The following is a 25,057-nucleotide window of genomic DNA, read 5'->3' on the forward strand; positions in this document are numbered from 1 at the left end:
TTAATAATTAATTGATATCCCATCCTTTCAAACTCTTTTATATGAATTTAAGAAGATAATACGAATTATTCATAACTTTTTCAGAATTAGTTTTTAAACTGGAATTACAAAATCAGATAAAGGAGTGCATATGAATGACTGGTATCATATCATCTGTATTATTACTCATTTCAATGGGGAGTTTAGCAATAGCTTTTTTAACAGGAATATACGAAATACTTTCATGGTTAAGAGATAAAGATTATTCTCCTAAATTTAAAATTCCCGTATTGTTCTTTGGTTTATACGTGCTATTCTATATACCAACATTTATATTAATTAATTAATAAAACATGGAGGTGAAATATATGGAGGGGTTTCATATTTTATTAGTAGAAGACGATGAAACCATCGCTAAAAATTTAAAACAAATATTACAACAAAAAGGTGCACAGGTGACATTAGATAGAACTGGAGATAGCGTTTTTAACGTATTGAATGACGTTCATATCATTATTATGGATATTATGTTACCCAATAATGATGGTTTGTCTATCACTGATGAAATAAGAAGCATTTCTACTACACCTATTATTTATTTATCAGCAAGAGTTGATATCGATTCTAAAGTTAAAGGTTTGAATAATGGCGATGATTACCTTACCAAACCTTTCAATCCAAGAGAACTTATTTCTAGAATTAATAATCTTTTAACTATCCATTATGCTGATAAAGAGGCTCAATTTTATGAGTTTAAAGTTAATGCTAAAGACAAGATAATCAAATCTAACGATGGAAACCAATTATCTTTAACTAAAACGGAACGTCGATTATTTTTCTATATGTATGAAAATAGAGATTTGATTTTAACTAAGGATCAAATTATTGATTACGTTTGGCAATTTGAATCCGCTTCTGAAAATACTTTGAACGCTTATGTAAAAAAATTAAGAACTAAGTTATTAGATTCTGGAACAATTATTGAGACTATTTATGGTATTGGTTATAGATTAAATGGGGGCTAATTTATGAGACTATTAAAAAAATACTATATGTTCATGGGATTGGGTTTATTATCGATACCTCTAGTTTTTTTAGCTATCAATAGCATGATACTACTATGTATTCTATTTATTGAAAAAGTCTTGGGTTATCCAATCGGTTTAAATTTTAAATCCAGTGGTCTTACAATAATTTTTTATATCTTTTTCTTCTTAATTCTAATTACTTTAGTTATTATTGCTTCACGCTATGTATATAAAATTGTGGATCGTTTACGTTTACTTAATGATAAATTATTAGACATTGCTAATAGTGACAAATTACCTAATAAATTAGACATACCTACTCATATAAATGACGAAATTGATGAAGTTGGCCAATCTATAAATATCTTAATAGACAGACTAAGATATAGAGAGTTAGAAATTATCGAAAACAAAAAGCAAGAACAAAATTACATTAATCAACTTGCCCATGATATTAATACGCCTCTAACTGCATTAAATTTAGAGTTATACCAACTCGGATTTCAATACCAAATTAATGATAATGATATAGAATTATCTTATGAAAAGATAAACTATATTTCTAATTTAATTAAGGCATTACCTAACAAAGATGATATTTCTAAATTTTATACGTTTAACCACCAAGTTGATATACAAGCATGTATAAACACAACAATTGATAAATGGCACTATCTATTAGATTCAAAGAACATATTAACCATTCTAAATGTTGAAGGTGACCGTATTTATTGGCTTGGTGACCAATTATGGTATGAGCGCTTATTCGATAACATTATTTCTAATGTTTATAAACATTCTAATTCATCGCGTATTACTATTTATCTAAATGAGGATTATATTACTATTCAGGATAATGGCACTGGCTTTAATGATATGTCTACTAAATCTAAAGGGTTAACTATTATTAAAGATATTTGCGAAAGATTCTCTTTAAAATTAAATATTAAATCTGATTCTAACGGTACTATAATCACTATTGAAAACAACAGAGAGCAACTATTTATATAAATCATTTGTTTGTTAAAACTAGATATACTTTCTTGAAAATTGTTTTAAATTAAAACCACATAAAAAACATAAGCGTTCACATTCTTTCGTGTGTAGTTCTAAGATAGAATACGAAACATAATTGCGAAGACGCCTAGGGGAGCAGTGCCGTAAATGAACGTAAGCGTTCACACACTTATGTAAGTAGTTCTAATGATTAAAATCAAAGAACTGCTATAGAGACGGCACCCCAGGAACGCGAAGCAGCTTATGTGAGTAATCATCTATCTAAGAACGCCTTTACAAAACAAAAAAGCTTTTGAGATAAAAGTCGACTTTTTGTAAGTCTTCATTCATCTCAAAAGCTTTATTATCCTCATTTAATGATTTAACGCAGTCATAATGACATTTCTAAACGTAGATTCATCAATACGATTATTCTGTTCTTGTTGTGCAATGACTCGCTCTTTAAATACACTTGGTTCCTTAGCGATTTCATTCAGTATATCTATTAATTGCTGTGGTTCGTCTTGCTTTGTAATATTCTTTTTAGCAATAAATGAACGACGATGCGCAGTTTCATCATAAGCCAAAATTAATTGATTATGGAGCATTGCACGTTCAACAGCATTAACGATTTCTCCACCTTTATTGATATCTAAATAAACATCGCATGTTTGGAATAATTGATCAATCTTCGCTTGGGTGATTGTTGGATAAAGTTTAACGTTATCATATTTACCCAAGCCCATTAATTTAGCTGACATTTCGGTAATAGCACCAATGTGAAATTCATAATCTTCACACTGTCGTATGATTTCTTCTAAATTTGGAAGATCGTCAGAATTCGTTAAATTAAGTACTTGCTTGTTATAATTATTAGACTTCTGATAATCGTACAAGTAGCCCAATTGACTGATTAAAGGACGATACTGTGCTTCAACATTTGATGTAATAGCCTCAAATTCTACACAATCTGGGATAATTACTTTTGAATTCAGCGTCTCTTTATCTAACAATAACTTCATATTTCCCGGGACATTACCATGACTTTGTTCTTGCCAGAATAACACTGCATTCGACACATGATTCGTTTGATATAACACGAAGAATGGTGTTGCCAATGAATTGATGAATACAGTTGAAGTATCAACATCTATTTGGTCTAAATAAAAGCTAATGAAGTCTTGTTTTGATGCAAAGAAATGCGATTGACCTTGCCAATCCAATATAATATCTTTTGTGACAAAGTTTTCATATAATACTTCTTTCCCTTGACGATCAACATAAGTCTTCAAGATGGGCTTTTTATTTAAATCATATACCGTTTCCGCAAATTTAAATCCATCTTTGTTATAAAAATCAACCGAACGCAAACGGTCCTTTGTATCAAACCACTCCACAAAACTCACAATTCGATTTTTAAAATGCTCGCGATAAAATATTCGCCCTCTTACATTGCCATTATCTATAATTTCTGCATGATTATGATTACCTTTAATTTCCCATAATGGCGGCACTTGAACCTCATTAAAAAATGCTGGTTTATCGTCGTCATTTCGTTTATAATTTGCAAAAAATTGATACGGTGTCATGACGTTATCGGGTAAAAAACCGTCATCATCCATTACAATGGTCTCATGTTTGAATCCTGCAAATTGAAGTGATTGTTGAAGTTTTTGTGATGCTTCATCAAATATTTCAAATAAATTAATCATATAGCACCTCATCAATTAGATTTTGCCACTTTTGCGTAATATGCTCAGTTTTAAACGGTTCTGCAATTTTATAAGATTTCTCATGCGAATGCTTAGGCCCATCATTAAAATACTGAACAATTTTTTCAGCCATATGATTTGTAATGACTTCGACATCTTGGTCATCTTTATCGATTGGTATGAGATATCCATTCTCACCGTGACTAATAAATGTTGGATTACCGTAATTCACATCGAATCCTATCATGCCTAGTCCAGAACCTACCGCTTCCATTAAGGTCAAACCGAACCCTTCACTTGTTGAAGCCGATACAAATAAATCATAGTTCGCATAGATTTCATCTAACTTCTTATGACCTTTAAGTTGAATATAATCTTGTGCTTCATTATCTTTAATGATTTCTTCAATTTTCGATCTTTCGTTACCATGACCATATATATCAAATGTTAATTGCGGCACTTTCTTTTTAGCTTTAATTACAGCTTTCGCTATCCAATCTACATGTTTTTCACTAGCTAACCTAGAAGCCGTAAGCATAGAATATCGCTTTCTTTCCCCAATTGGATAACTTAATTGATGTAGACTACCTACCGGGATAGTTTTGACACGAGGTTGATGTGATGTATATTTTTGGAATTGCTCGGATAAAACTTGATTTTGTAAATCCGTCGCAGTGATATAAAAATCGATATATGGTGCTTGTGCAAATACATATTCGTAATAGTTATTCCACAAAATGTAGCTATCATTTGTAGCATTTTCGCTATAATGTTCCGCATGTACAACAATACCGACTTTACTTGATCCTTTATGTTCTAATATACTTTGACCAACTTCAGTCGATCTATCAATAATAACGATATCTTGTTCAGTCAGATGCAACTTTTTCATAAAATAAGCTACAAATTCCTGTTTACTATATAAGCGAGCATCATCAAATACATAGACACTCGATTCTCCGTCTATATATTCTTTATAAGCAATAGAGCCATCCTCATTGTAAAACTGTCGCTTATATAATTTGGCACGATTTTCATGTGGTGCATAATATTCCGAGAAAGTTCTAACATAGCTATAGTAATCTTTCCGAACTAACATACCGTTAACGACAAATTCTGCACGATCGACAATATTATCATCTTCATTCTTTAAATAACAGCTCACATAGGATTTATCATTCCCGATGTATAAGCGCATAGTTTTACCAGTAATCGTTTGAGCAGTAACAGGATTACCTAAATCCTTTTTCAAGTCATCAACCGTATACGTTGTTGGTGCGATAGGTATATCACTGAAATATTGATATAGCCATATCACTTCATCATCTTTAAACCCGATATTGTCAGTTAACGTTTGAATGTTCTCTGCGGAAATAAAGTCTAGAAAGATGAATTTAGCTGGTTGATTTACCTCTCTTAATAATTTGGCACGATAAGCTTGAGCATATTCTACACCACTGCTCGCCCATCCAATGCCAAAATTAATATTATATACTGTCATCTATGAACACCTCATTTTAAGGAAAATGTACTACTAAATCTTGATCTTTATCAAACGTTAGAATACTTAAACATAAATTACGAATCGTTGCCCGTTTAATATTTATCAACATCATTTCATATGTTTCTAAAGCCACTTTATGATATTCGAATATTGCATTACGTTGACCATTTTGTCGATTATTAACACTCGCTTTAAGTTGTTGAAGTTGATCAACTTGATTTATCCATTCTACATCTATAGCTTTCAATATTGCTTTTTGAAGAAATCGTAATTTAAAATAATCGTTATTTGCAATTTTCATATTCTCTTTTAATTGTTTGTTAAATTGTTGCACTAGATAATCAATGGTTTGTTCACGTGTTTGAATCTGTTGGCTAATAGCGTCATCTTTGAAACTAAAGCTCAACTGCTCATAAATATAATTGATGATGTCATCTTTATTATGAATATGCTTTGTTCTTAAATCATAGTCAAAGACATCACGCGCTAGTGAATCAAAGTCAAATGCACTGAAGTCTGACGTTTCAAGAATACGATTGCGTTCTTCATACACACGATCACGTTGAATGCCGATACTTTTTTCGAATTCATTAGCCATTTCACGCGCCATCATTGCGGTTTCTTCAGATACACGCTGTGCTTTAGAGACAATCCCTCTTACTCTTCTTCTGAAAAAAGGACTATCTTGTAGTTTGTCTGGATCAACGTCTTTTAGTTTTTTATTTTCAGCTAGTTTAGAGTTACTCCAACGTTTAACAATATAATCATCTAATGATACATAAATCTGTGAAACACCTGGGTCACCTTGACGACCTGAACGTCCACGCAATTGTCGGTCAACCCTGCTATTCTCCATATGTTCATTGATTATGACTGCAAGTCCTCCGAGCTCATAGACTCCAGAGCCAAGCTTAATGTCTGTACCACGACCAGCCATACTAGTTGAAACTGTAACAGCACCCAGTTGTCCTGCCTCAGCAATCATTTGTGCTTCTTTAGCAACATTCTGTGCAATTAATAAGTTATTAGGGATATTGTCTTTAAATAATTGGGTTGAAAAATATTCAGCCGCTTCTGCAGTTCTTGTTATTAAGAGTACTGGTTGTTTAGTGGCATGAATTTCTTTTACTTTCTCAAGTATCGCTTTATTCTTTTCATCTGATTTCGCATATACTCGATCTTCTTTATCATTACGTATAATCGGATGATTGGTTGGAATTTCAACTACTAACTTAGAATACAAATCAAAGAATTCCTTTTCTCCCAACTTACCGGTTCCGGTCATCCCTGAAAAACCATTAAATAATTTGAATAAATTTTGGAAGGTAATTGTCGCCATTACACTTAAATCTTGTGATAATTCAACACCTTCTTTAGCTTCAATCGCTTGATGCAAACCAGATTGTAGTTTGGTACCCGGCAACATTCGCCCTGTAATTCGATCTATAAGTACAACTTCGCCATTATAAATAAAATAATCTAAATTATCTTTGAACAGATACTTCGCGCGTAAAGATAAGTTAATGACACGTACCAAATCAAAATATTGTGGTAGGTAGATATTATTCACTTTAAAATAATGATTGGCTACATCAATGCCTTCATCCGTAAGCCATACTTCTTTTTTATTCACATTTAATTTAAAGTGTTCATCTTCAACTAACGTTTCAACAAACATCTTAATAATATGGAATAAATTGGATTGCACACGTGGAGCACCAGAAATAACCAGTGGTGTTTGCGCAGCATCCAATATAATTGAATCAACTTCATCAATAATCGCAAAGTTCAAATCAGGTAAATATTTAGCATTAATATGGTCTGCTAAATTATCAAATAAATAATCAAATCCTAAACGACCATTTGTTGTATAAATGATGTCATGGTTATATAGCATTGGCTTCTCATTATCGGCGTATTCATAATCTGGAATATCCACAAAGCCAAGTGACGCTGTTAATCCTAGCCATTCATATAAAGGTCGCATTTCTTGAAAATCACGATTCGCCAGATAATCATTCGTAGTAATTAGAAATGCGCTTTTTCCTGTAAGTGCGTTTAAATAAAGGGGCATTGTCGCTGTTAACGTCTTACCTTCCCCGGTTTGCATTTCTGCTATATTACCTTGATGCATCACAATGGCGCCCATCACTTGAACATCTTTCGGATACATACCTAGTACACGTTTCGATGCTTCACGAATCGTTGCATAAGCTTCCGGCAACAGTTTATCCAACGTCGTTTCACGTTTCTCTAAACGTTGTTTAAACTCAGCTGTTTTTGCTTGTAATGCTTCATCTGAATAGTCTCGCATTTGATCACTTAATCGGTTTACTGCCGTTAACTGCTTCTGTAATCTTTTCAAACGCATCGAATTAATCACATTACTAACTTGATTAGCCATTTTGATCACCTCGCGCATTAACACTTTCGCCAAATATGACTCGATTTAATACATCTAAATTAACTTTACTTTCAACGATAAAGTGTGTTTCAGATTCATCTGTATCTAACTCTTGAATAATAATATTTTTGAAAAAAAGTTCCGACAAGCCAGCATTTATTAATTCAATTTTATAAGCATAAGCCTCTTCAGGAAATTTGAATTCTGCATCACTATTTTGAATGATTAAATTGGAGTGTTCCGTGTCATTTTTACGATAAAATGTAATCTTAATATACACACTACCTCGAGGCTCGACATTGTAATTTAAAGTCACTTTATATTGTTGTTTCTTTTTCAAAATAGGAAGCGATGGCGCGTATTTATGTTCACTAAAAGTTGTTAACATACGCCAATCATGTATAACAGTCCCTGATGGCATCAATGGATTGTTAAAGTAAGTTCCATCATCCTCAATGCGTAATTTCGTACCATACATAAAGGTTGTAGTATTTATATGACGCCATGTTAATGTATAACTATTTAATGCTGACATCGCTATCTCTCCCGAATTGATCTTTTAATATAATGTTATAAAAGTTAACGAACCAACTTGTTATTGTAGGTGAATCATCATTGTGTCGACCCGGTACACCACGACTCATAACATGTGAACCTTGTTGACTCAATACTGGTGATAAATTTTGAAATGCCGTAGCATCATAATCATCATTGTACATATATGCAATTGCAAATGTTGTATTTGTTAGATTACTGTTTTTTAATTTTTCCCAAAAACGTGTATCTAAATGTTGAACATCTGAAGTAGAAATACCTCCTGTATTCGCCAACAACACATCGTTTGCAGTGCCAAATTCATTTGGACGTAACAATTTCATATTATCTGCTATAGTCCCAATATTTAATAATGGTTTCCCTACTACAACCGCAGCTGGTTCTAATTGAGCTGCATAGTACAAGGCACCAAATGATCCCATAGATAACCCTGATAGTATAAGTTCATCATGCTTGAAACCTAAAAAGTCTAAGGCATTTTGAATTACATTGATAATCCCTTGTTCAAAAGTTTCGGATCCAAGATAAAATGAACCACCTTCAAGACGAGGGTCACCAATTAAGATAAACGGTGCATTCATCTTATTCATCATGAAGTAACCTTCAAATCCTTCAGCAGGACGATAACCACTAAAATACACATTGAGCGGAGGCTTCATATCACCTGGATTGAAATAATGTATAAACTCATCTCGTTTCTCATCAGTAAAACGCTGTCCACCCATAATAAATTGTCCCATTTCTAGTCGTGACCAACGTTTATGAATGGCACCAATACGTAATTTACCCTTTCCTTTTGCTTTAAGAGATACGCTGACATTCATTTGAGTCGTCCTTAATGGTAATTGAATAGGTTGATTTAAATCTTTATGCTCAAAGCGCAATGTTGTATCTGGATATTCCGTTGATCCAAACGGAGATAATCTAAATGTGTACTCGATTTCGACATCTCCTTCAAGTGAATACTCCGGCCAAAGCTCGTTAACCTTATCTTTATCACTTACTAAACTTTGTGTCCACGTAACAATAGGTTTGAATGATGTACCGAAATCACCTTCTAACACGAGTGACTTGTTCCCCTCATATTTATACGTTCCTTGAAAATGTGGGTTAACAGTTGTCTTAATTGGTGATACTCTATCGCCATATTGCCCAGGAAATGTCACAGCTAACAATTGATGGTGTAGCTCTTCCTCAGTTTGATAATTAAGTTTCTTTACAAATTTGTGTTGGATTAATGGTTCAGCATCATAATTTGGAGACCACATTTGTGCATCGATGACCGTATTATGAGGTGTAGCGACGACTCGTAATAAATCCATTAATTCAGGTGAGTAAGCACTTTGTACAAATACTAAATCAAAGTTACCAAATGCTTTTATAATGCTTTTTACCGCTTCAATATAACCACTATCAAACGTAAATAATGCATCATCTAAATAATCCCATTCAACACCTTTTTTACTGTCAAATAATGGTTCTAAATCTTTCCCACCTACTTGTAAGATTCTGAATTTACGTGCCATGAATTTCACCTTCAATCACACTATTTAATCTTTGGATTATCTTTTCTGAACTGAATTCATCACTTAATTTAATAGAATGCGCAAACGAATAATTCCAATTCTTCAGATTGTCTATAAAATAATTTAGCGCTGCACTTAATTGTTGGATATTATCGATAATTAAGCCATTTAACTTATCATCTACATAATCCGTCTCTCGCCTATTGATTTGTGGAACGCCTGCACTAATACTTGAAATTTGTAAATATAAATCAGGCTCTTGGTTTAAATCTACAATTACTCTTAATTGCGACATTTCCTTCATTAAATCTTCTTCAAAAGGCACATAAATCAACTTAACCTTTTCTATTTCATCTTCTTCAAGTTCCGTTTGTAAAATATCTTGAACTTCTGGAGAGAATTCTTCTTCCTCAACATTTAACGATGAATTTAATTGATCTATTTCATCTCTTAACCATTGCGGTATATCGTTCTCATTTAATCGCGTTAACAGATGGATTATGGTTTGTTCATGTTGAGAGACGTATTGACTCAATTGATTAATAACCGTTTTTAAGTCTTCTTCACTAAGTGAATCTATCCAAACGCCAATATTCGTTTCATACAATTGACTACTTATATTAGGTAACATTTGTGCGTCAAACGGCGTTACTCGCATAATTTTGAATGGCTGGTACTCAGGATTCTGAGTTATGAATTGATTTAATTTAGTCGCATTTGCTTGTGTATCAACTATACATTGATTCGCTTTTCCAATAGTTTCTAATAACGTCGCATCGATGTATGCATTTCTTTGCCTGAATAATGAGAAACACATATTCTCAGGTTTGAATGTATCTGTTAATACATAGTTGTGTCTTTTATCTGCAGCAATAATCACTTTATCGTCATCCGCTAATGTTGAAGTATTGTATTGTTGAATTTTTTCAAAAATAAGTTCTTCCATATTGCCATATGACTTCATCTGAAAAAGGTCATAGAATTCTGGTTGGATTGTAATTTTTCCAGTCATAAAATCTTGAGTCATAATGAGCTGACCTTTAACATCTAAGTAATATCGTTTCATTGGTGACTGTCCATCATGATAAATTTCAATCGATGACACAAACCCTCTATCATCAAATATCAATTTACGGCTTAGTGTTTTGTGTTCATAATCCTCAATGCAAATTAAATAGCCTTCTTGACTAAAAATCATCTTAGAAAATTGATTATCATTTTTAATGGCCATGACTTGAAATGGCGTATAAATAAATTCAGTGTCTTCTGGCCAAGATAATTCTCTATAATCAATTGCTACAGGTGGGCCATGCGTTGCACCTTGTATCTCATCAAAAAGAGACCAATAATTCATTTCATAAAGCTCATGACGATGTAAAAATAATCGCAACAGGGGATTATAATTCAAGATAATTGTATTGAATGGTTCATTGTTTTTATGATGCATCGACATTAAACTTACCATGTCATCAAATTCTGTAGTTTTTCTTTTTATATAAAAGGGCACAACAGCGCTATCCCACCAATTGTTTGAATCATACCATGCAGGTATAAACTGTTTCATAACTATCTCCTACCAATATTTATTCAAGATTTGCTTGTAACGGTCAAAGTATAAGTAAGTGCGAATCGTCTCACCAATATTAATACTGATGTACACTAAGATAATCAGTTGCATTGAAAAGTAAATTTCTGTTGATAGATTAGGCACCAACAATGTTGAATATAATGGCACTGCCAGAATCAATGCCACCAATATGGCACCAGTCCAACATACTCTTCTAGCTTTACTATTTAAATACCTCTCTGTCTCACGACCCGGACGTATAGAATCAAAATAATTCCCATTCTTTAGAAATTCATCCGCCTTTTTCTTAGTATTAATCAAAAATCGTGACAACAAGTAACTTAGTACGATTTGTAACACAATATAAAACGTAATACCTATCGGGTTAGCAAAACTTAAAAATTCGAAATTCGCGTTTGACCCGAGCAATGTAGCTATTAAATTAATCATATTATTTAACAGTACGTATACTGATAAACTAATCATAATTGAAATACTTCCAGCCGGATTTAATTTCCATGCTAAATATGTCGGTGTCTTATTCGTAGAGTTATTCATGATGTCTTTGTAATTGAGTCGATATTCCGATAACTCAATAAATAATAGAATGAGTAATGCTATGACTAATGTCACAATTACTAATATAAGTAATACGACACTTACACTTAACTTAAAAAAGTGTTGGTTATTAAATAATGATTTGATTAAACTTGTTAATACAATCGGCATTGGACCACAAATACCGTATGTAATATTTTGATCTGCTAACCAAACCAATAACATTGTTCCCGCAACAAGAATTAACATGAGTAAAACGATGTTTGAATCTTTAATAAAGTTATTATGAATATACGTATTGATTACAAAATAACTTTGAAATATTGCAAACACTATCGTTATAATTCTTTCCTTATAATGCTTTTCAGAACGTGTTTGTTTCGTTGCTTGATCCAAATTACGATAATTTAATAGCATAATGATAACTAATGATGTTAACCAAGGTCCAAGACCCAATGAGAATACATTTAATGTATGAAGATCCCCACCTACATTTGAAACTGCTAATTTGAAAAATGTATCTTTGTTATCATAAACACCTTCCGAACCCACTATTGAAATATTACTTCCAAAAATGTAAACAATTAAAATGAAACAGGTAAATAAAATCCTCTTGTATAAAATCTTATATTCATGTTTCTTAATCATAATTTCACCTAAAATTTTAAAAATAAAGTTTTTTACATTATATCAAAGAGGCTAAAGATATTAATTAGTTTGGTTTATACATACATTATTCCAACCAATAATTATACTTTAGCCTCTTTTTTTAAGGATAGACAAACCAACTTATAGAAAAGTGATTATTTTACAAATCTATCTCCCACATGAAGTAGTTTATTGTTCTGATCCTTTATTCTTTTTATCTTTTTTATTTTTACGAGATTTACCAAATAATCCTAATCCCGCTAACATTGCTGCAACAGCTGATACAAGTCCTGTTGAATTAGAGTCACTATCTCCAGTATCAGGCAATTTATCTTTAGCATCATGATGAAGTGAATTGCTATGCATTTGTGAATCATTATTACTTTGAGATTCAGAAGTACTCATTGACGTACTGTTTGACGTTGATACTGAGTGACTTAGTGACGTGCTCACGCTTGTTGAATCTGTTCCACTCATACTTTCTGAAGTTGATGTTGAATCAAATTGTGAGTGAGAAGTACTCATAGAATTTGATTCATGTTCAGAATGTGATGCGCTGAATGAATGTGAAGCACTACTATCTGATGTGCTTGTACTGTTTGAATCACTAATACTTGTTGATGCTGAGTGACTATGTGACGTCGTATTAGAATCAGAATTACTGATTGAATGTGAATGTGATCTGCTGTCTGAGCTTGAAGTACTATTTGAATCTGTTCCACTCATCGAATGTGAAGCACTTCTACTTTCTGACGTAGATGTACTATCTGAAGTACTTGCGCTTGTTGAGCTTGATTCTCTCATTGATGTTGATGTACTGATTGATGTTGATGCGCTTGCACTTGTTGAGCTTGATTCGCTTAATGATGTTGACGTACTGATTGATGTGCTTGTGCTTGTTGAGTCACTCATGCTCGTTGATGTAGATGCACTATCTGATGTGCATGTGCTTGTGCTTGTTGAATCACTTACGCTTGTTGACGTTGATGTGCTATCTGATGTGCTTGTACTTGTTGAGTCACTCGCGCTCGTTGATGTAGATGCACTATCTGATGTGCTTGTGCTTGTTGAATCACTTACGCTTGTTGACGTTGATGTGCTATCTGATGTGCTTGTACTTGTTGAGTCACTCACACTTGTTGATGTTGATGCACTATCTGATGTGCTTGTGCTTGTTGAGTCGCTCATGCTCGTTGAATCTGAGAGACTCAATGATGTAGATACGCTCAACGATGTACTCATTGACATAGATACACTTGTTGATTCAGAAGCGATATATGATGGTAAATCAAATTCTGGTAATGAATGACTTTCGGGTTCGCCCATACTAAATGATACTGATGTACTTGAATTATCTGAATCACTCAATGATGTGCTTGCGCTATCTGACGTGCTTGTACTTGTTGAGTCACTCACGCTTGTTGATGTTGATGCACTCAATGATGTGCTCGTACTTGTTGAATCACTCAAGCTCGTTGATGTCGATGCACTATCTGACGTACTTGTGCTTGTTGAGTCGCTCACACTTGTTGATGTTGATGCACTCAATGATGTGCTTGCGCTTGTTGAATCACTCAAGCTTGTTGACGTTGACGCACTCAATGATGTGCTTGCGCTTGTTGAATCACTCAAGCTTGTTGACGTTGACGCACTCAATGATGTGCTCGTACTTGTTGAGTCGCTCACGCTTGTTGATGTTGATGCGCTATCTGACGTACTTGTACTTGTTGAGTCGCTCACACTTGTTGATGTTGATGCACTATCTGATGTACTTGTGCTTGTTGAGCCACTCACACTTGTTGATGTTGATGCGCTACCTGATGTGCTTGCGCTTGTTGAATCACTCACGCTCGTTGACGTTGACGCACTTTGGCTATTTGCTGCACTTGTCGATGCACTTTGACTATTTGACGTGCTTGTTGACGCACTTTGGCTACTTGACGTACTTGTTGATGCACTTTGGCTATTTGCTGTGCTTGTCGATGCACTTTGGCTACTTGACGTACTTGTTGATGCACTTTGGCTATTTGCTGTGCTTGTTGATGCACTTTGGCTACTTGACGTACTTGTTGATGCGCTTTGGCTGTTCGCTGTGCTTGTTGATGCACTTTGACTATTTGCTGTGCTTGTTGATGCACTTTGACTGTTCGCTGTACTTGTTGATGTACTTTGACTATTCACCGTGCTCGTTGATGTACTTTGGCTTTTAACCGTACTAGTAGATTTACTAGTTGATTGACTCGTTGAGGTACTTGGCTCTGTATTATTAATTGTAGTGTTGTCAAAATAGTTCACATAACTCGAATCCAAACTATAGCTAGCAGAAGGTGATAGATTAAATGATAAATCCCCACTAGCATTATTTATAGGAACTGTGAATTCTGCAGTAACACCATTACCTTGAGTCGCATAATATTTACTTAGCGTTGCACCAGTCCATGTATATCCAGTTCCACTTTTTACAACAGTAGGATTAGTTGTCTTAACAGTTGTAAGGAAGTTACCGTTCGAATCTGTGTATCCTTGTGTTATCTTAGTTATTGCACCATAACCGCTACCTAAAGTAATCATTGGCTTATTAGGGTTAGTAACATTTGTATCTGTTGTCACATTTGGCTTTTCAACGTTAGGAGTAGATGGATTATCGTATGTGATTGTATATCTGAAAGTTACCGTTCCATCACCATTGTTCGTTACTGTTACCTTATAATAAATTGGAAAATTTGTACCGTTAGTAAATTTTGTAGATCCGACTCCTGTATATGTACTAGTTTGACTACTTGTTGCGGCTGCAGCAGCAAATGTAGTTACTGCAAGTCTACTAAATGTTCTTAACTTAGTCGGACTTGTTGATGTACTAGTTGATGTAGAGGTAAATAAAGAAGACCCTAAATCATTACTCGTATTTGTCTCAGTCGTATGCGTAGAAGCCGTGTTATTCGCATTTATATTATTTGATATAGATGTACTATTTACGTCATTACTAGATTTCGAATTGCTCTCATTTAAATTTGACGTTGATTTCTCAGAACTATTAGAAGTCGTTTCTCCACTTTTCTCTGAAACTTCGCTAGTTTTTTCTGAGTTATTCTTTTCACTTGAACTAGAGTCATTACTCTTTTCATTAGAAGAACTAGTCTCGTCACTTTTATCATTATTCGAAGTACTATTCGTGCTACTATCTGCTTGCTTTTCTGATGTAGATGTTTCTGATTTTGATTTTTCTGAAGTTGACGTTTCCGATTTAGCTACTTCATTTTCTGAAGTAGAAGTTGTACTCGTTGATGCATTAGAATTAGATGTCTCTTTGTTAGACGTACTCTCAGTTGAATTCTTATCAATTGTACTTTCCACAGAACTTTTACTTGTTGATTCAGTGGACTCAGAAGTTTCTGATTTAGTGATTTCTGTTGAATTTTGATTAGCTACTGTGGCACTTGTTGATGAAATTTCTGAAGTCATTGGTGTTTCAGAAGCTGCATATGCGTGTTGATCATTTAACATTGCAAATGTAAAGGCGCCTCCTATTAAACCTGTCGCCTTCATTGCTTGGTTTTTAAAATTTTTATCTTTATTAGTATCTAAATTATTAATTTGTTCAACATCTTTATTTAAAAAGGGTAGACCTAATACTTTAAGTAATTGAACTTCTCTAATCCCAGCTTTAACCCATTGTTTACCAGATTTATAAAGTTTGACCCTAGCTTTTTCTTGACCAAAGGACCGTTTAAAATTTCTCTCTTTTCTCGACATAATACTCTCCTTTATTCTCACACTTACTTCCCAATTGACTAATTGACCACAATTAATTTGAATTTACATCATTATAGTCCCCTTTACATGTAAATTGCAACAGAATTAGAACATCTATATATATAGTTTTTCTAGATTTTATTGCACAAAACTCAATAACATTCAATCATCTATTCAAAATTGATTTTAGGGTTAATCTTGCAATACGTATATGAAGCTTGATTTAATAAGATATAATGGCAAAAATAACCTCAACCAATAAACATAACCACTTCAATGATTAGGGTTAAAATTCATTAAACTGCATGTAAATACATAGAATTAAACTATATAACAATTTTGTAACTGTCCCAATTTTATCCATGGTATTAAAAAAAAGAATAAATTGAATAATTATTGTTGAATATAGAATATTTAAGTTATAAATGAACTAGTTTCTTCCTATTAAAATATAGTTTTCTTATACTTTTTAAAATTGAAAAATAAAAATTAATCAAAAAGCATTAGAAAGAAAGTCTTATTTAATTTCTGAAGTGAATATCCAAAGGGGGAAATATCTATTTAAAATGGGAGAATAAAAAATGTTAGAACACTCAAGAAATAAATTAAACATAAAATACATTTAAGGTTGAAACGTATTCGTCTCAAACTTATCCTTACACTTCTTTAACCATGTTATACCACTTTATACCAGCATGTTGTGAGGTTGACTCTCCCTCATTGTTGTAGCCATAACGTTCATACAATGACACTAAAGCTTCACGACAAGTGAGTGTCACACCGCATCTTAATTGTTGCTTCGCCAGTTTCTCAAATTGCTCTAACAGTTTGCCCGCAATCCCTTGTCCTTGATAATCTTTGTTAACGACTAGACCTAATACACTAAGATAGCCACCACTGTTGGGGTTGGATTGAATCTCTTCAAATAAGTCGTCGGTTATATATCGTTGATTAATTACAGGTCCATTAATATATCCGATTATGCGTCCTTCCTTTTCAGCGATAATGAATGTATCAGGTATTTTATTGATTCTCTGTTTCAAAGCTTCTGGCGTTGCCGCTTCATCTGGCGTAAAGCCCTCATTTTCAAGTTTAATAAGTGAGAACAAGTCTTCTTCTGTAACTTTGCGTAATTGCATTAAAGCACCCCTCTTAGTTTCAAAAAGTTGATTATATAATAGCATACGCTTGCCTTAAATAAGTGTATGACAAAACTGTCATTCAGTTGATAGAAGATATTAAGGTTTAAATTAAATTATTATGCTAAGTTATAAATATACATATTTATGATATTTTTAATTATTAAATAATCATCTTTATGTATGAAGAATGCTTTTTACTAAGGAGTGAATAAATTGATTAAAAGACGTTTTAAATATGCTTTTGGAACAACATTGGTAACATCATCACTATTACTTATGTCACACGGTCATGCTTTTGCAGCAACAAATAACATTGACCAAGAGTTCAACCATGATAACAATGGTCAACCAATTACATCCCAAGATAGTAACAACAATGTAGATCCTGGATTTAACCATGATGTTGATGACAATAACGATACTGATCTTGGTTTCAACCATGATGTAATTAACAATAATGACGCTACTAAACACCAAGCTGAAGATAACGACATGGGATTCAATGGCTATGCTGAGCAAAACGGTCTAATTAAACAAACATCTAAGTCTAACTCTCAACAAGACCCTGCTAAACACCAAGCTGAAGATAATGACATGGGATTCAATGGCTATGTCGAACAAAACGTTCTAGTTAAACAAACATCTAAGTCTAATTCTCAACAAGACACTACTAAACACCAAGCTGAAGATAATGACATGGGATTCAATGGCTATGCTGAGCAAAACGGTCTAGTTAAACAAACATCTAAGTCTAACTCTCAACAAGACCCTACTAAACACCAAGCTGAAGATAATGACATGGGATTCAATGGCTATGCCGAGCAAAACGGCCTAGTTAAACAAACATCTAAGTCTAATTCTCAACAAGACCCTGCTAAACACCAAGCTGAAGATAATGACATGGGATTCAATGGCTATGCCGAAAAGCATCATTTAATTAAACAACAAGATCAATCAACAAAATCACAAATGAATTCGCCACTTAGTAAACAAGCAACTCGTTCTCAACAAGCGAGTCAAACTTCATTACATCACGAATTACCTATGACAGGTGAACGCACCTCAACGACACCATTTGTTTACAGTTTTATAGCTTTCATATTAGACGTAGGTGTAATTAGCCTCAGACGTAAATTTTCGAAATAAGCAATAACTATATTTTTCTAATTATCTGTTACTTTTATTACTAGAGCATTTCTTTTATGCATATGAAAACGAAGAAGCTATCGCTACAGGTGAATCAACCTATAAGCGATAGCTTCTTTTTTATAATCTCTAAACTAATAATAATTTAATGCCTCTAATAATATTTTTAATGAACAAATAAACGCCTACTACCACCAATACAACTGCAATTGTCCATGAGCCAAATACAATCGAGCTTTCTGTATTAGTTGATGCATTGCCCATAACACTAGCAGATAGCATCAATGCTAATGGCGCTAATGTAAAGCAAACCCAAGTAAGTATATGGTTAAATAATGCTTTACGTGCATGAGTTGATACAGGTTTGTCAGCGATAATCCACATTACAATAGGTAATAGTACCGGTGCAAAAAACACACTTAAATAACTTATAGATGATGCAATATTTTTATTTCTACTACCATAGAATTCATCGTTTCTATATTTATTACTACTTACATTTTCCATATTTACTCACCTCACTTATATATAAACATATAAAATAGGATATTTTTAGAGAGAAAGCCCAAAATTACAACTCTGTAAGTTTCGGATAGTTTATAACTTTGTAGAAATGTGAGACATAACTATGGCAAATAAATTAGTAAATGAATGGTTAAAATTTATATCTTAATACAATAACATTTCAATGCAGTTAGAACACAATGTTGTAATTCATCGACAAGGTTATAATGCTGACAAACGTGATGCTTATGCTGCGATGTCAAAAAGGTCCGTCATCCCTACAATGAAGTCAAAATCATTTTTAAAAACACATTACATAGTGCTTTTAAAACATAAAAAAACCATGGTAATGGGACGCCACTTATATCAAATGCATTGTCCCATCTCCATGGTATATTTAAACATTGAAAAACCGAGCCGGTTAAATATACTTTAAAATTTAAAAGTCTCTCTCATCTATACAATTCGCTTACGTATTGCGCCTGAAATTAAATCAACAATTGCTACCATAATAACTAATCCGATTAATATGATACCTACTCTGTCCCAAGAACGTGTTTGAAGTGCAAAAATTAATGGTGTACCAATACCTCCAGCACCGATAAGTCCTAGAATCGAGGCAGAACGTAAATTCAATTCAAAGCGATATAACACAAGCGATAAAAATGATGGTAATATCTGTGGTATAACTGCAAAGATCAAAGTTTTCGTCTTGTTAGCACCACTTGCTTTCAATGCCTCGACTGACGTGAAATCTAGCCTTTCGATATCTTCAACGAATAATTTTCCTAGCATCCCTACTGAATGTATACCTAAAGCTAGTACACCTGAAAATGACCCTGGTCCAACCGCTTTAATGAAGATTAAAGCCATGACAATCTCTGGAAACACACGAATGACACTTAATATAAATTTAGTGATGCCAGTTACTGGTCGTACTTTAATTAAATTTCGTGCACCTAGAAAGGCAAATGGAATACATATAATAGCAGCGATAAACGTACCAATCACCGCAATCGCAAACGTTTCGAGTAATCCACGTAATAAATCTTCACCAGCAGGAATATATACATAACCCCAATCAGGATGAAAAAGTCCGTTAAAAATAGATTTTAAAATTTCAATGGATTTGGATTTTAATTCTAATGCGGGCATTCCTACAAAACCCCACGCAATAATAGCCAAAACAACAATTGCAATTATCCAATTTTTAATTATTTTTTGCTTGTGCTTTTTTGATTTAACGGGATACTTTTGTTCTAAATTATATTTATTTTGTGTCATGCGAGTTGTTCCCTCACTTTCGAGCTTACATAGTCAATTATGACAACAATAACTAATGTAAATAGAATAATCATCGCAGTTTTAGGATATTGGAATAAACCTAAAGTAGAATCATAGAACAATCCAATACCGCCAGCGCCTACAAGACCAAGTACCGCTGAAGCACGAATGTTAATTTCAAAAGCGAACAACACATATGAGAAGAAAGTTGATAATATTTGTGGCACAACTCCGAAGACAATCCATTTCGTTTTATTTGCCCCAACTGCCGTCATGGCTTCCATTGGGCCTGGATCTATGGTTTCAAGTGCTTCATAGAGTAACTTTGCAATAACACAAATAGTTAAGATAAATAGTGCTAATACACCTGGAATTTGACCAATACCGAAGACAGCTACAAATATAGCTGCTAGTAATAAATCTGGTATCGTACGCACAATATTTAAAATAAAACGAACGGGAATTGAAATCCATTTCGTTTTAACAATATTACTTGCACAGATTAAAGCAATTGGGATAGATACAATCGCGCCTAGAAATGTCCCAACAATAGCCATGCGAATGGTATCTAACATAGGTTTCAATATTGTATGTATATATGCCCAGTCTGGTGGTACCATTTGTCCAAAGAATGAACCAATTTGAGGTAAACCTACCATTAAATCGGCAAAGCTAAAGCCAGTATATAAGAAACTCCATATTATTAAAGCTAATACTAGAAAAATAGTAAAACTCGTTTTAAGCGAAAACTTCTTATTCAAATATTCATCATATTTACTCGTTGTAGGTGTCGTCATATTATTCAACCCCTAGCTTCTCATCATCTTTAAGTTTACGACCGTAAATATCATTAAACACTTCTTCAGTTGCCTCACTTGCAGGGCCATCGAATACAAGTTCACCAGCACGAAGCCCTATAATACGCGTACCGTATTCAAGTGCTAGATCTACAAAGTGCAAGTTAATAAGAATTGTAATACCTAATTCTTCATTTATCTTCTTTAAATCATCCATCACTTGTTTTGTTGTTAGAGGATCCAAAGACGCTACAGGTTCATCAGCTAAAATAATTGCTGGTTCTTGTGCTAATGCACGAGCGATTGAAATACGTTGTTGTTGACCACCTGACAATTCATCAGAACGTTGGTCGTATTTATCCAGAATATTCACTCGCTCTAAAGCATCCATGGCCTTTACTTTATCTTCTTTTGGAAAAAGCCCTAACACCATCTTCCAAGTTGGATGATAGCCAACTCGACCGCTTAACACATTGCGTAATACAGATGATCGTTTTACAAGATTAAAATGTTGGAAGATCATTCCAATATTACGGCGCATCATTAGTAGATCTTTACCTTTAGCTTTCGTAATCGATTTACCTTCAATAAGAATATCACCAGATGTTATATCATGAAGTCGATTAACTGATCTTAAAAGCGTTGATTTACCTGCACCTGACAGGCCTACGATAACTGCGAAATCTCCCTTTTCAATATTCAAATTGATGTCTTTTAATCCTACATGCCCATTTGGATAAACTTTATTGACATCTTTAAATTCAATTTGACTCATTTAAATAGCACCCTTCATTTATTACAAAGAAAGGCGTGAGACAGAATTGTTTATTAATTCGTTGTATCTTTAGCTTATTGAAATTCTCTTAGCTAGGGTCTGCTCACACCCACAAGGACGACTAGAACTGAGAAAGCTTGTTTTATGTGCCATCTCAGTTCAGCCAGCTACTGCGAATTTGCTGAGTAGCCTCAAAAATATTATTTTCGACCTTGCTCCTCTTTGTCTTTTATTAATCTACAATGTTCATTAGTCTAAGTTTAGATATATTGTGATAATATTAAAACTTCAATTTCGTTTAATGATGTACTAATATTATTTCATATCTTGAACTTGTTTTTCATATTTTCTTACAATATCAAAGTCTGAATCTTTGGCATCTGTGTATCCTTCATGAGAATATACTTCACTGATGATTTTGTGACCTTCTTTTGTTTTTGCGATATCTTTAAATGCTTTTTTAAGTTTATCTTGGAATTCTTTATCCATATCTGGACGAACTGAGATTGTGTCATTTGGAATAGGTTCTGTTAACTTAATAATCTTAGTGTCTTTAAATACGTTAGGTTGATCTTTTTTAACAATGTTACGTGCATCTTGGAATACTGCTGCCGCGTCAACATCACCATTGAGTAATGAAATAACTGCTTGGTCATGCCCTTTCACATTTACAATCTTCATATCTTTCGTAGCGTTAATGCCAGTCGCTTCTTTAAGTGTCGCAATTGGGAACGTGTAACCTGCTGTAGACGTTACATCTTGTAATGCGATTTTTTTACCTTTTAAGTCTTTTAAATCTTTAATTCCAGAATCTTTTTTGACCAAAATTTCTGATTTATAATCTTTAACTAATTTGTCTGAGTTAGACCCATCTTTGTTAACGCCATAACGTTGAGCTTGTAACAATAAATCTGCTGCTTTTTGATCATGTGCTAAAGTGTAAGCTGTTGGAGGTAAGAAACCTACATCTACTTTTTTAGACTTCATCGCTTCTACGATTGTATTGTAGTTAGTTGATACAGATACTTTTACTGGGATATCTAATTTTTTAGATAATAATTTTTCAAGTGGCTTTGCTTTCGCTTCAAGTGTGTCCGCGTTTTGAGATGGCACGAATTGCACTGTTAATTCTTTAGGTTTGTAACCATCTTTACCAGAATCAGAACCGCTGTCAGAACTTTTGTTGTTGCTATCTAATGAGCTATTATTTCCACATGCTGCCGTAAAAATAATAACTGTTAAAGCTAGCACTAAAAGATACTTCATTTGCTTCATAACTGTAATGCCCCCGTTCGATATGTATAAATCGTGTAATTTGTCAATTTAATTGACAATATAAGATTAGCACAATATTAATTGAAATAGTATTTAATTAATGTCAAATTTATATAAAATACGTTTATATCATTAAGGTATTGTAAATTATTTCTAAAAATTCTTTTTAAAATCTATTCTGTATATCTTTTTTACTATAATTTTGTTATATAAAGATAAATTTATTTTTGGAGATGAATAATGATTGATTATCACGCATACCTTATAATTATAAATAACTATCATTAATGAAAGGATGGTACTTATGACTCAACTTAGCTTTTATATCGTTAGTGATGTTCACGGCTACATATTCCCAACTGATTTCTCACAGACGAATCAACAGTTACCTATGGGTTTGTTATATGCTAATCAACTTATCGAACAATCAAGCAAAAACGACGATATTTACTTCAAAATCGACAACGGTGATTTCCTACAAGGGGCACCTTTATGCAACTATTTAGTATCAGAGTTATGCTCTAGCAAACCATTAACAGCGATATATAACCGCTTAAATTTTGATTTGGGAACGATTGGTAATCATGAATTTAACTATGGCTTACCATATCTTAAAGACACACTACAAAACCTTAACCATCCAGTGCTTTGTGCTAATATTTTAGACTCAAAACAACAACCTTTTACAGGTGAAGCCGTGCATTATTTTGAAAAGGAAGGACTAACAGTAGGCGTGATTGGTCTAACTACACAAAATATCCCTAACTGGGAACAACCACATCATATCGAAGGCTTAACTTTCAAGAGTGCGATTGAAACACTTACCCAACTATTACCTAATGTCCGTGAAAAAGCTGACATCGTCGTCGTTTCATATCACGGCGGATTCGAACGTGATATAGATACAGAGGAACCAACTGAAGATTTAACTGGTGAGAATGAGGCTTCCGAAATTCTACGTCGTTTCCATGAAATCATCGATGTCTTGATTACAGGTCACCAACATCGAGATATCGCGACAGTTAAGTATGAAACTGCCGTTATTCAACCTGGTACACGTGCAACACAAATAGGTAAAGTAACGCTAACGATTGGCGACAATAATCAGATTATTGATACGCAAAGCGAATTGTTACCTGTAGTGGCAGACTCAGAATTTAGTCTATTACCGGAAGATTCTAAGCTATTAACACATCTAGAAGACTGGCTAGATACTGAAATCACGACCTTACCCGAACCTATGTTAGTTGAAGATCAATTTGAGGCACGAATGAAACCTCATCCACTTATAAATTTAATAAATGTTATGTTATTGGAGAAAAGTGATGCTGATATTGCAAGTACGGCACTCTTCGACTCAGCAGCAGGATTTAATACACGTATTACTATGCGTGATATTATTAATAATTATCCTTTTCCCAATACATTCCAAGTTTTAAAACTTACTGGTGCAGGCATTAAAGCCGCTTTAGAAAAATCAGCAAGCTACTTCACGCTTAACGATAAAAATGAAATAACAATCAACGATGCATTTTTATATCCGAAACCACAGCATTTTAACTATGACATGTACGGTGGCATTACTTATACCATTCATGTAAGAGAACCTATTGGTCAACGCGTAACTGATATTAAGGTTGGCAATGAACCACTTATCAGTGATAAAACTTATACCATTTGTGTCAACAACTATCGTGCTGTAGGTGGTGGTAATTACAACATGTTTGCTGACGCACCTGTAGTCAAGGACATACAAGTAGAAGGTGCACAACTTTTAATTGATTTCATTACCAATAACGATATATCTAACATACCTCAAGTTCTTAACTTCAAAGTCGAACTATAATTTTCTTCTTACATTATTTAAATAGTGTACAATATAAGTGTAAATATTCTCACTAGAA

Annotated in this window: 18 protein-coding genes and 2 pseudogenes; 5 read left to right on the forward strand and 15 right to left on the reverse strand. The window is 33.6% G+C overall.

Going from position 1 to position 25,057, the window contains the following annotated elements; genetic code table 11:
• Window positions 1-134 precede the first annotated feature (134 nt).
• Genes SBL15_RS06950 through SBL15_RS06960 form a run of 3 tightly spaced genes read left to right on the forward strand, consistent with a single transcriptional unit; the run spans window position 135 to window position 2,018 of the window.
• Window positions 135-326 carry a hypothetical protein gene (locus tag SBL15_RS06950; RefSeq protein WP_053016272.1) on the forward strand — a complete coding sequence of 64 codons (192 nt, stop codon included), beginning with the start codon at window positions 135-137 and terminating at the stop codon, window positions 324-326.
• A gap of 21 nt (window positions 327-347) precedes the next feature.
• Window positions 348-1,004 carry a response regulator transcription factor gene (locus SBL15_RS06955; protein WP_158260250.1) on the forward strand — a complete coding sequence of 219 codons (657 nt, stop codon included), beginning with the start codon at window positions 348-350 and terminating at the stop codon, window positions 1,002-1,004.
• 3 nt (window positions 1,005-1,007) lie between these two features.
• Complete coding sequence (locus tag SBL15_RS06960; protein WP_107611219.1) at window positions 1,008-2,018, forward strand: sensor histidine kinase; 1,011 nt, start codon at window positions 1,008-1,010, stop codon at window positions 2,016-2,018.
• A 359-nt stretch (window positions 2,019-2,377) separates the two neighbouring features.
• On the opposite strand, the gene gtfB is transcribed toward SBL15_RS06960, so the two are convergent.
• The 10 genes and pseudogenes from gtfB to SBL15_RS07005 form a co-directional block, all read right to left on the reverse strand.
• Window positions 2,378-3,715 carry an accessory Sec system glycosylation chaperone GtfB gene (gene gtfB / locus SBL15_RS06965; protein WP_107611218.1) on the reverse strand — a complete coding sequence of 446 codons (1,338 nt, stop codon included), beginning with the start codon at window positions 3,713-3,715 and terminating at the stop codon, window positions 2,378-2,380.
• A complete protein-coding gene (gene gtfA / locus SBL15_RS06970) occupies window positions 3,708-5,216 on the reverse strand; it encodes an accessory Sec system glycosyltransferase GtfA (RefSeq protein ID WP_107611217.1) in 1,509 nt (502 codons plus the stop codon). The genes gtfB and gtfA overlap by 8 nt, the downstream gene beginning before the upstream one ends.
• A gap of 16 nt (window positions 5,217-5,232) precedes the next feature.
• Window positions 5,233-7,623, reverse strand: a complete 2,391-nt coding sequence (gene secA2, locus SBL15_RS06975) for an accessory Sec system translocase SecA2 (protein WP_107636028.1) — start codon at window positions 7,621-7,623, stop codon at window positions 5,233-5,235.
• Window positions 7,616-8,158, reverse strand: a complete 543-nt coding sequence (gene asp3, locus SBL15_RS06980; protein ID WP_107613919.1) for an accessory Sec system protein Asp3 — start codon at window positions 8,156-8,158, stop codon at window positions 7,616-7,618. Before asp3 ends, secA2 begins: the two co-directional genes overlap by 8 nt.
• The gene (gene asp2 / locus SBL15_RS06985; protein ID WP_107613920.1) at window positions 8,142-9,704 is read right to left on the reverse strand and encodes an accessory Sec system protein Asp2; all 1,563 of its coding nucleotides are present in this window, start codon (window positions 9,702-9,704) and stop codon (window positions 8,142-8,144) included. The genes asp3 and asp2 overlap by 17 nt, the downstream gene beginning before the upstream one ends.
• The gene (gene asp1, locus SBL15_RS06990) at window positions 9,694-11,268 is read right to left on the reverse strand and encodes an accessory Sec system protein Asp1 (RefSeq protein WP_107637727.1); all 1,575 of its coding nucleotides are present in this window, start codon (window positions 11,266-11,268) and stop codon (window positions 9,694-9,696) included. The genes asp2 and asp1 overlap by 11 nt, the downstream gene beginning before the upstream one ends.
• 9 nt (window positions 11,269-11,277) lie before the next feature.
• Complete coding sequence (secY2, locus tag SBL15_RS06995; RefSeq protein ID WP_053041237.1) at window positions 11,278-12,477, reverse strand: accessory Sec system protein translocase subunit SecY2; 1,200 nt, start codon at window positions 12,475-12,477, stop codon at window positions 11,278-11,280.
• Window positions 12,478-12,666: 189 nt separating this feature from the next.
• Window positions 12,667-14,334 (reverse strand): annotated as a pseudogene (locus SBL15_RS13000) (LPXTG cell wall anchor domain-containing protein); the annotation flags it as partial.
• 1,773 nt (window positions 14,335-16,107) lie between these two features.
• Window positions 16,108-16,230: pseudogene (locus SBL15_RS13005) on the reverse strand (KxYKxGKxW signal peptide domain-containing protein); the annotation flags it as partial.
• 656 nt (window positions 16,231-16,886) lie between these two features.
• Window positions 16,887-17,369: a GNAT family N-acetyltransferase gene (locus SBL15_RS07005; protein WP_107613923.1), complete on the reverse strand. Its 483-nt coding sequence runs from the start codon at window positions 17,367-17,369 to the stop codon at window positions 16,887-16,889.
• Between the two features lie 207 nt (window positions 17,370-17,576).
• Here SBL15_RS07005 and SBL15_RS07010 point away from each other — a divergent pair, with 207 nt between their 5' ends.
• Complete coding sequence (locus SBL15_RS07010; RefSeq protein ID WP_317955560.1) at window positions 17,577-18,518, forward strand: hypothetical protein; 942 nt, start codon at window positions 17,577-17,579, stop codon at window positions 18,516-18,518.
• Between the two features lie 129 nt (window positions 18,519-18,647).
• Here SBL15_RS07010 and SBL15_RS07015 read toward each other — a convergent pair whose 3' ends face one another.
• The 5 genes from SBL15_RS07015 to SBL15_RS07035 all read right to left on the reverse strand — a co-directional run bounded on the left by SBL15_RS07015 (window position 18,648) and on the right by SBL15_RS07035 (window position 23,153).
• Entirely contained in the window at window positions 18,648-19,025 is a 378-nt protein-coding gene (locus tag SBL15_RS07015; RefSeq protein WP_107613925.1) for a hypothetical protein, read from the reverse strand.
• A 453-nt stretch (window positions 19,026-19,478) separates the two neighbouring features.
• Window positions 19,479-20,306: a phosphonate ABC transporter, permease protein PhnE gene (phnE, locus tag SBL15_RS07020; RefSeq protein WP_053016258.1), complete on the reverse strand. Its 828-nt coding sequence runs from the start codon at window positions 20,304-20,306 to the stop codon at window positions 19,479-19,481.
• A complete protein-coding gene (phnE, locus tag SBL15_RS07025; RefSeq protein WP_107613926.1) occupies window positions 20,303-21,103 on the reverse strand; it encodes a phosphonate ABC transporter, permease protein PhnE in 801 nt (266 codons plus the stop codon). Before phnE (SBL15_RS07025) ends, phnE (SBL15_RS07020) begins: the two co-directional genes overlap by 4 nt.
• A gap of 1 nt (window position 21,104) precedes the next feature.
• Window positions 21,105-21,878 (reverse strand): phosphonate ABC transporter ATP-binding protein, encoded by a 774-nt coding sequence (phnC, locus tag SBL15_RS07030; RefSeq protein WP_037537576.1) that lies wholly within the window; start codon window positions 21,876-21,878, stop codon window positions 21,105-21,107.
• A 315-nt stretch (window positions 21,879-22,193) separates the two neighbouring features.
• Window positions 22,194-23,153 carry a phosphate/phosphite/phosphonate ABC transporter substrate-binding protein gene (locus tag SBL15_RS07035; protein WP_053016255.1) on the reverse strand — a complete coding sequence of 320 codons (960 nt, stop codon included), beginning with the start codon at window positions 23,151-23,153 and terminating at the stop codon, window positions 22,194-22,196.
• Between the two features lie 304 nt (window positions 23,154-23,457).
• Between SBL15_RS07035 and SBL15_RS07040 the strand changes: the two genes are divergently transcribed.
• Complete coding sequence (locus tag SBL15_RS07040; protein WP_107613927.1) at window positions 23,458-24,999, forward strand: bifunctional metallophosphatase/5'-nucleotidase; 1,542 nt, start codon at window positions 23,458-23,460, stop codon at window positions 24,997-24,999.
• Window positions 25,000-25,057: the final 58 nt, after the last annotated feature.

Origin of the sequence: Staphylococcus sp. NWU MKU2 (assembly GCF_033283605.1) — a bacterium.
GTDB classification, from domain to species: domain Bacteria; phylum Bacillota; class Bacilli; order Staphylococcales; family Staphylococcaceae; genus Staphylococcus; species Staphylococcus haemolyticus.

Excerpts from the sequence above, each read along its gene's own strand:
- SBL15_RS06950 (WP_053016272.1), top strand. The coding sequence starts at position 135 with ATGACTGGTATCATATCATCTGTATTATTACTCATTTCAATGGGGAGT.
- SBL15_RS06955 (WP_158260250.1), top strand. The coding sequence starts at position 348 with ATGGAGGGGTTTCATATTTTATTAGTAGAAGACGATGAAACCATCGCT.
- SBL15_RS06960 (WP_107611219.1), top strand. The coding sequence starts at position 1,008 with ATGAGACTATTAAAAAAATACTATATGTTCATGGGATTGGGTTTATTA.
- gtfB (WP_107611218.1), bottom strand. The coding sequence starts at position 3,715 with ATGATTAATTTATTTGAAATATTTGATGAAGCATCACAAAAACTTCAA.
- gtfA (WP_107611217.1), bottom strand. The coding sequence starts at position 5,216 with ATGACAGTATATAATATTAATTTTGGCATTGGATGGGCGAGCAGTGGT.
- secA2 (WP_107636028.1), bottom strand. The coding sequence starts at position 7,623 with ATGGCTAATCAAGTTAGTAATGTGATTAATTCGATGCGTTTGAAAAGA.
- asp3 (WP_107613919.1), bottom strand. The coding sequence starts at position 8,158 with ATGTCAGCATTAAATAGTTATACATTAACATGGCGTCATATAAATACT.
- asp2 (WP_107613920.1), bottom strand. The coding sequence starts at position 9,704 with ATGGCACGTAAATTCAGAATCTTACAAGTAGGTGGGAAAGATTTAGAA.
- asp1 (WP_107637727.1), bottom strand. The coding sequence starts at position 11,268 with ATGAAACAGTTTATACCTGCATGGTATGATTCAAACAATTGGTGGGAT.
- secY2 (WP_053041237.1), bottom strand. The coding sequence starts at position 12,477 with ATGATTAAGAAACATGAATATAAGATTTTATACAAGAGGATTTTATTT.
- SBL15_RS07005 (WP_107613923.1), bottom strand. The coding sequence starts at position 17,369 with ATGCAATTACGCAAAGTTACAGAAGAAGACTTGTTCTCACTTATTAAA.
- SBL15_RS07015 (WP_107613925.1), bottom strand. The coding sequence starts at position 19,025 with ATGGAAAATGTAAGTAGTAATAAATATAGAAACGATGAATTCTATGGT.
- phnE (WP_053016258.1), bottom strand. The coding sequence starts at position 20,306 with ATGACACAAAATAAATATAATTTAGAACAAAAGTATCCCGTTAAATCA.
- phnE (WP_107613926.1), bottom strand. The coding sequence starts at position 21,103 with ATGACGACACCTACAACGAGTAAATATGATGAATATTTGAATAAGAAG.
- phnC (WP_037537576.1), bottom strand. The coding sequence starts at position 21,878 with ATGAGTCAAATTGAATTTAAAGATGTCAATAAAGTTTATCCAAATGGG.
- SBL15_RS07035 (WP_053016255.1), bottom strand. The coding sequence starts at position 23,153 with ATGAAGCAAATGAAGTATCTTTTAGTGCTAGCTTTAACAGTTATTATT.
- SBL15_RS07040 (WP_107613927.1), top strand. The coding sequence starts at position 23,458 with ATGACTCAACTTAGCTTTTATATCGTTAGTGATGTTCACGGCTACATA.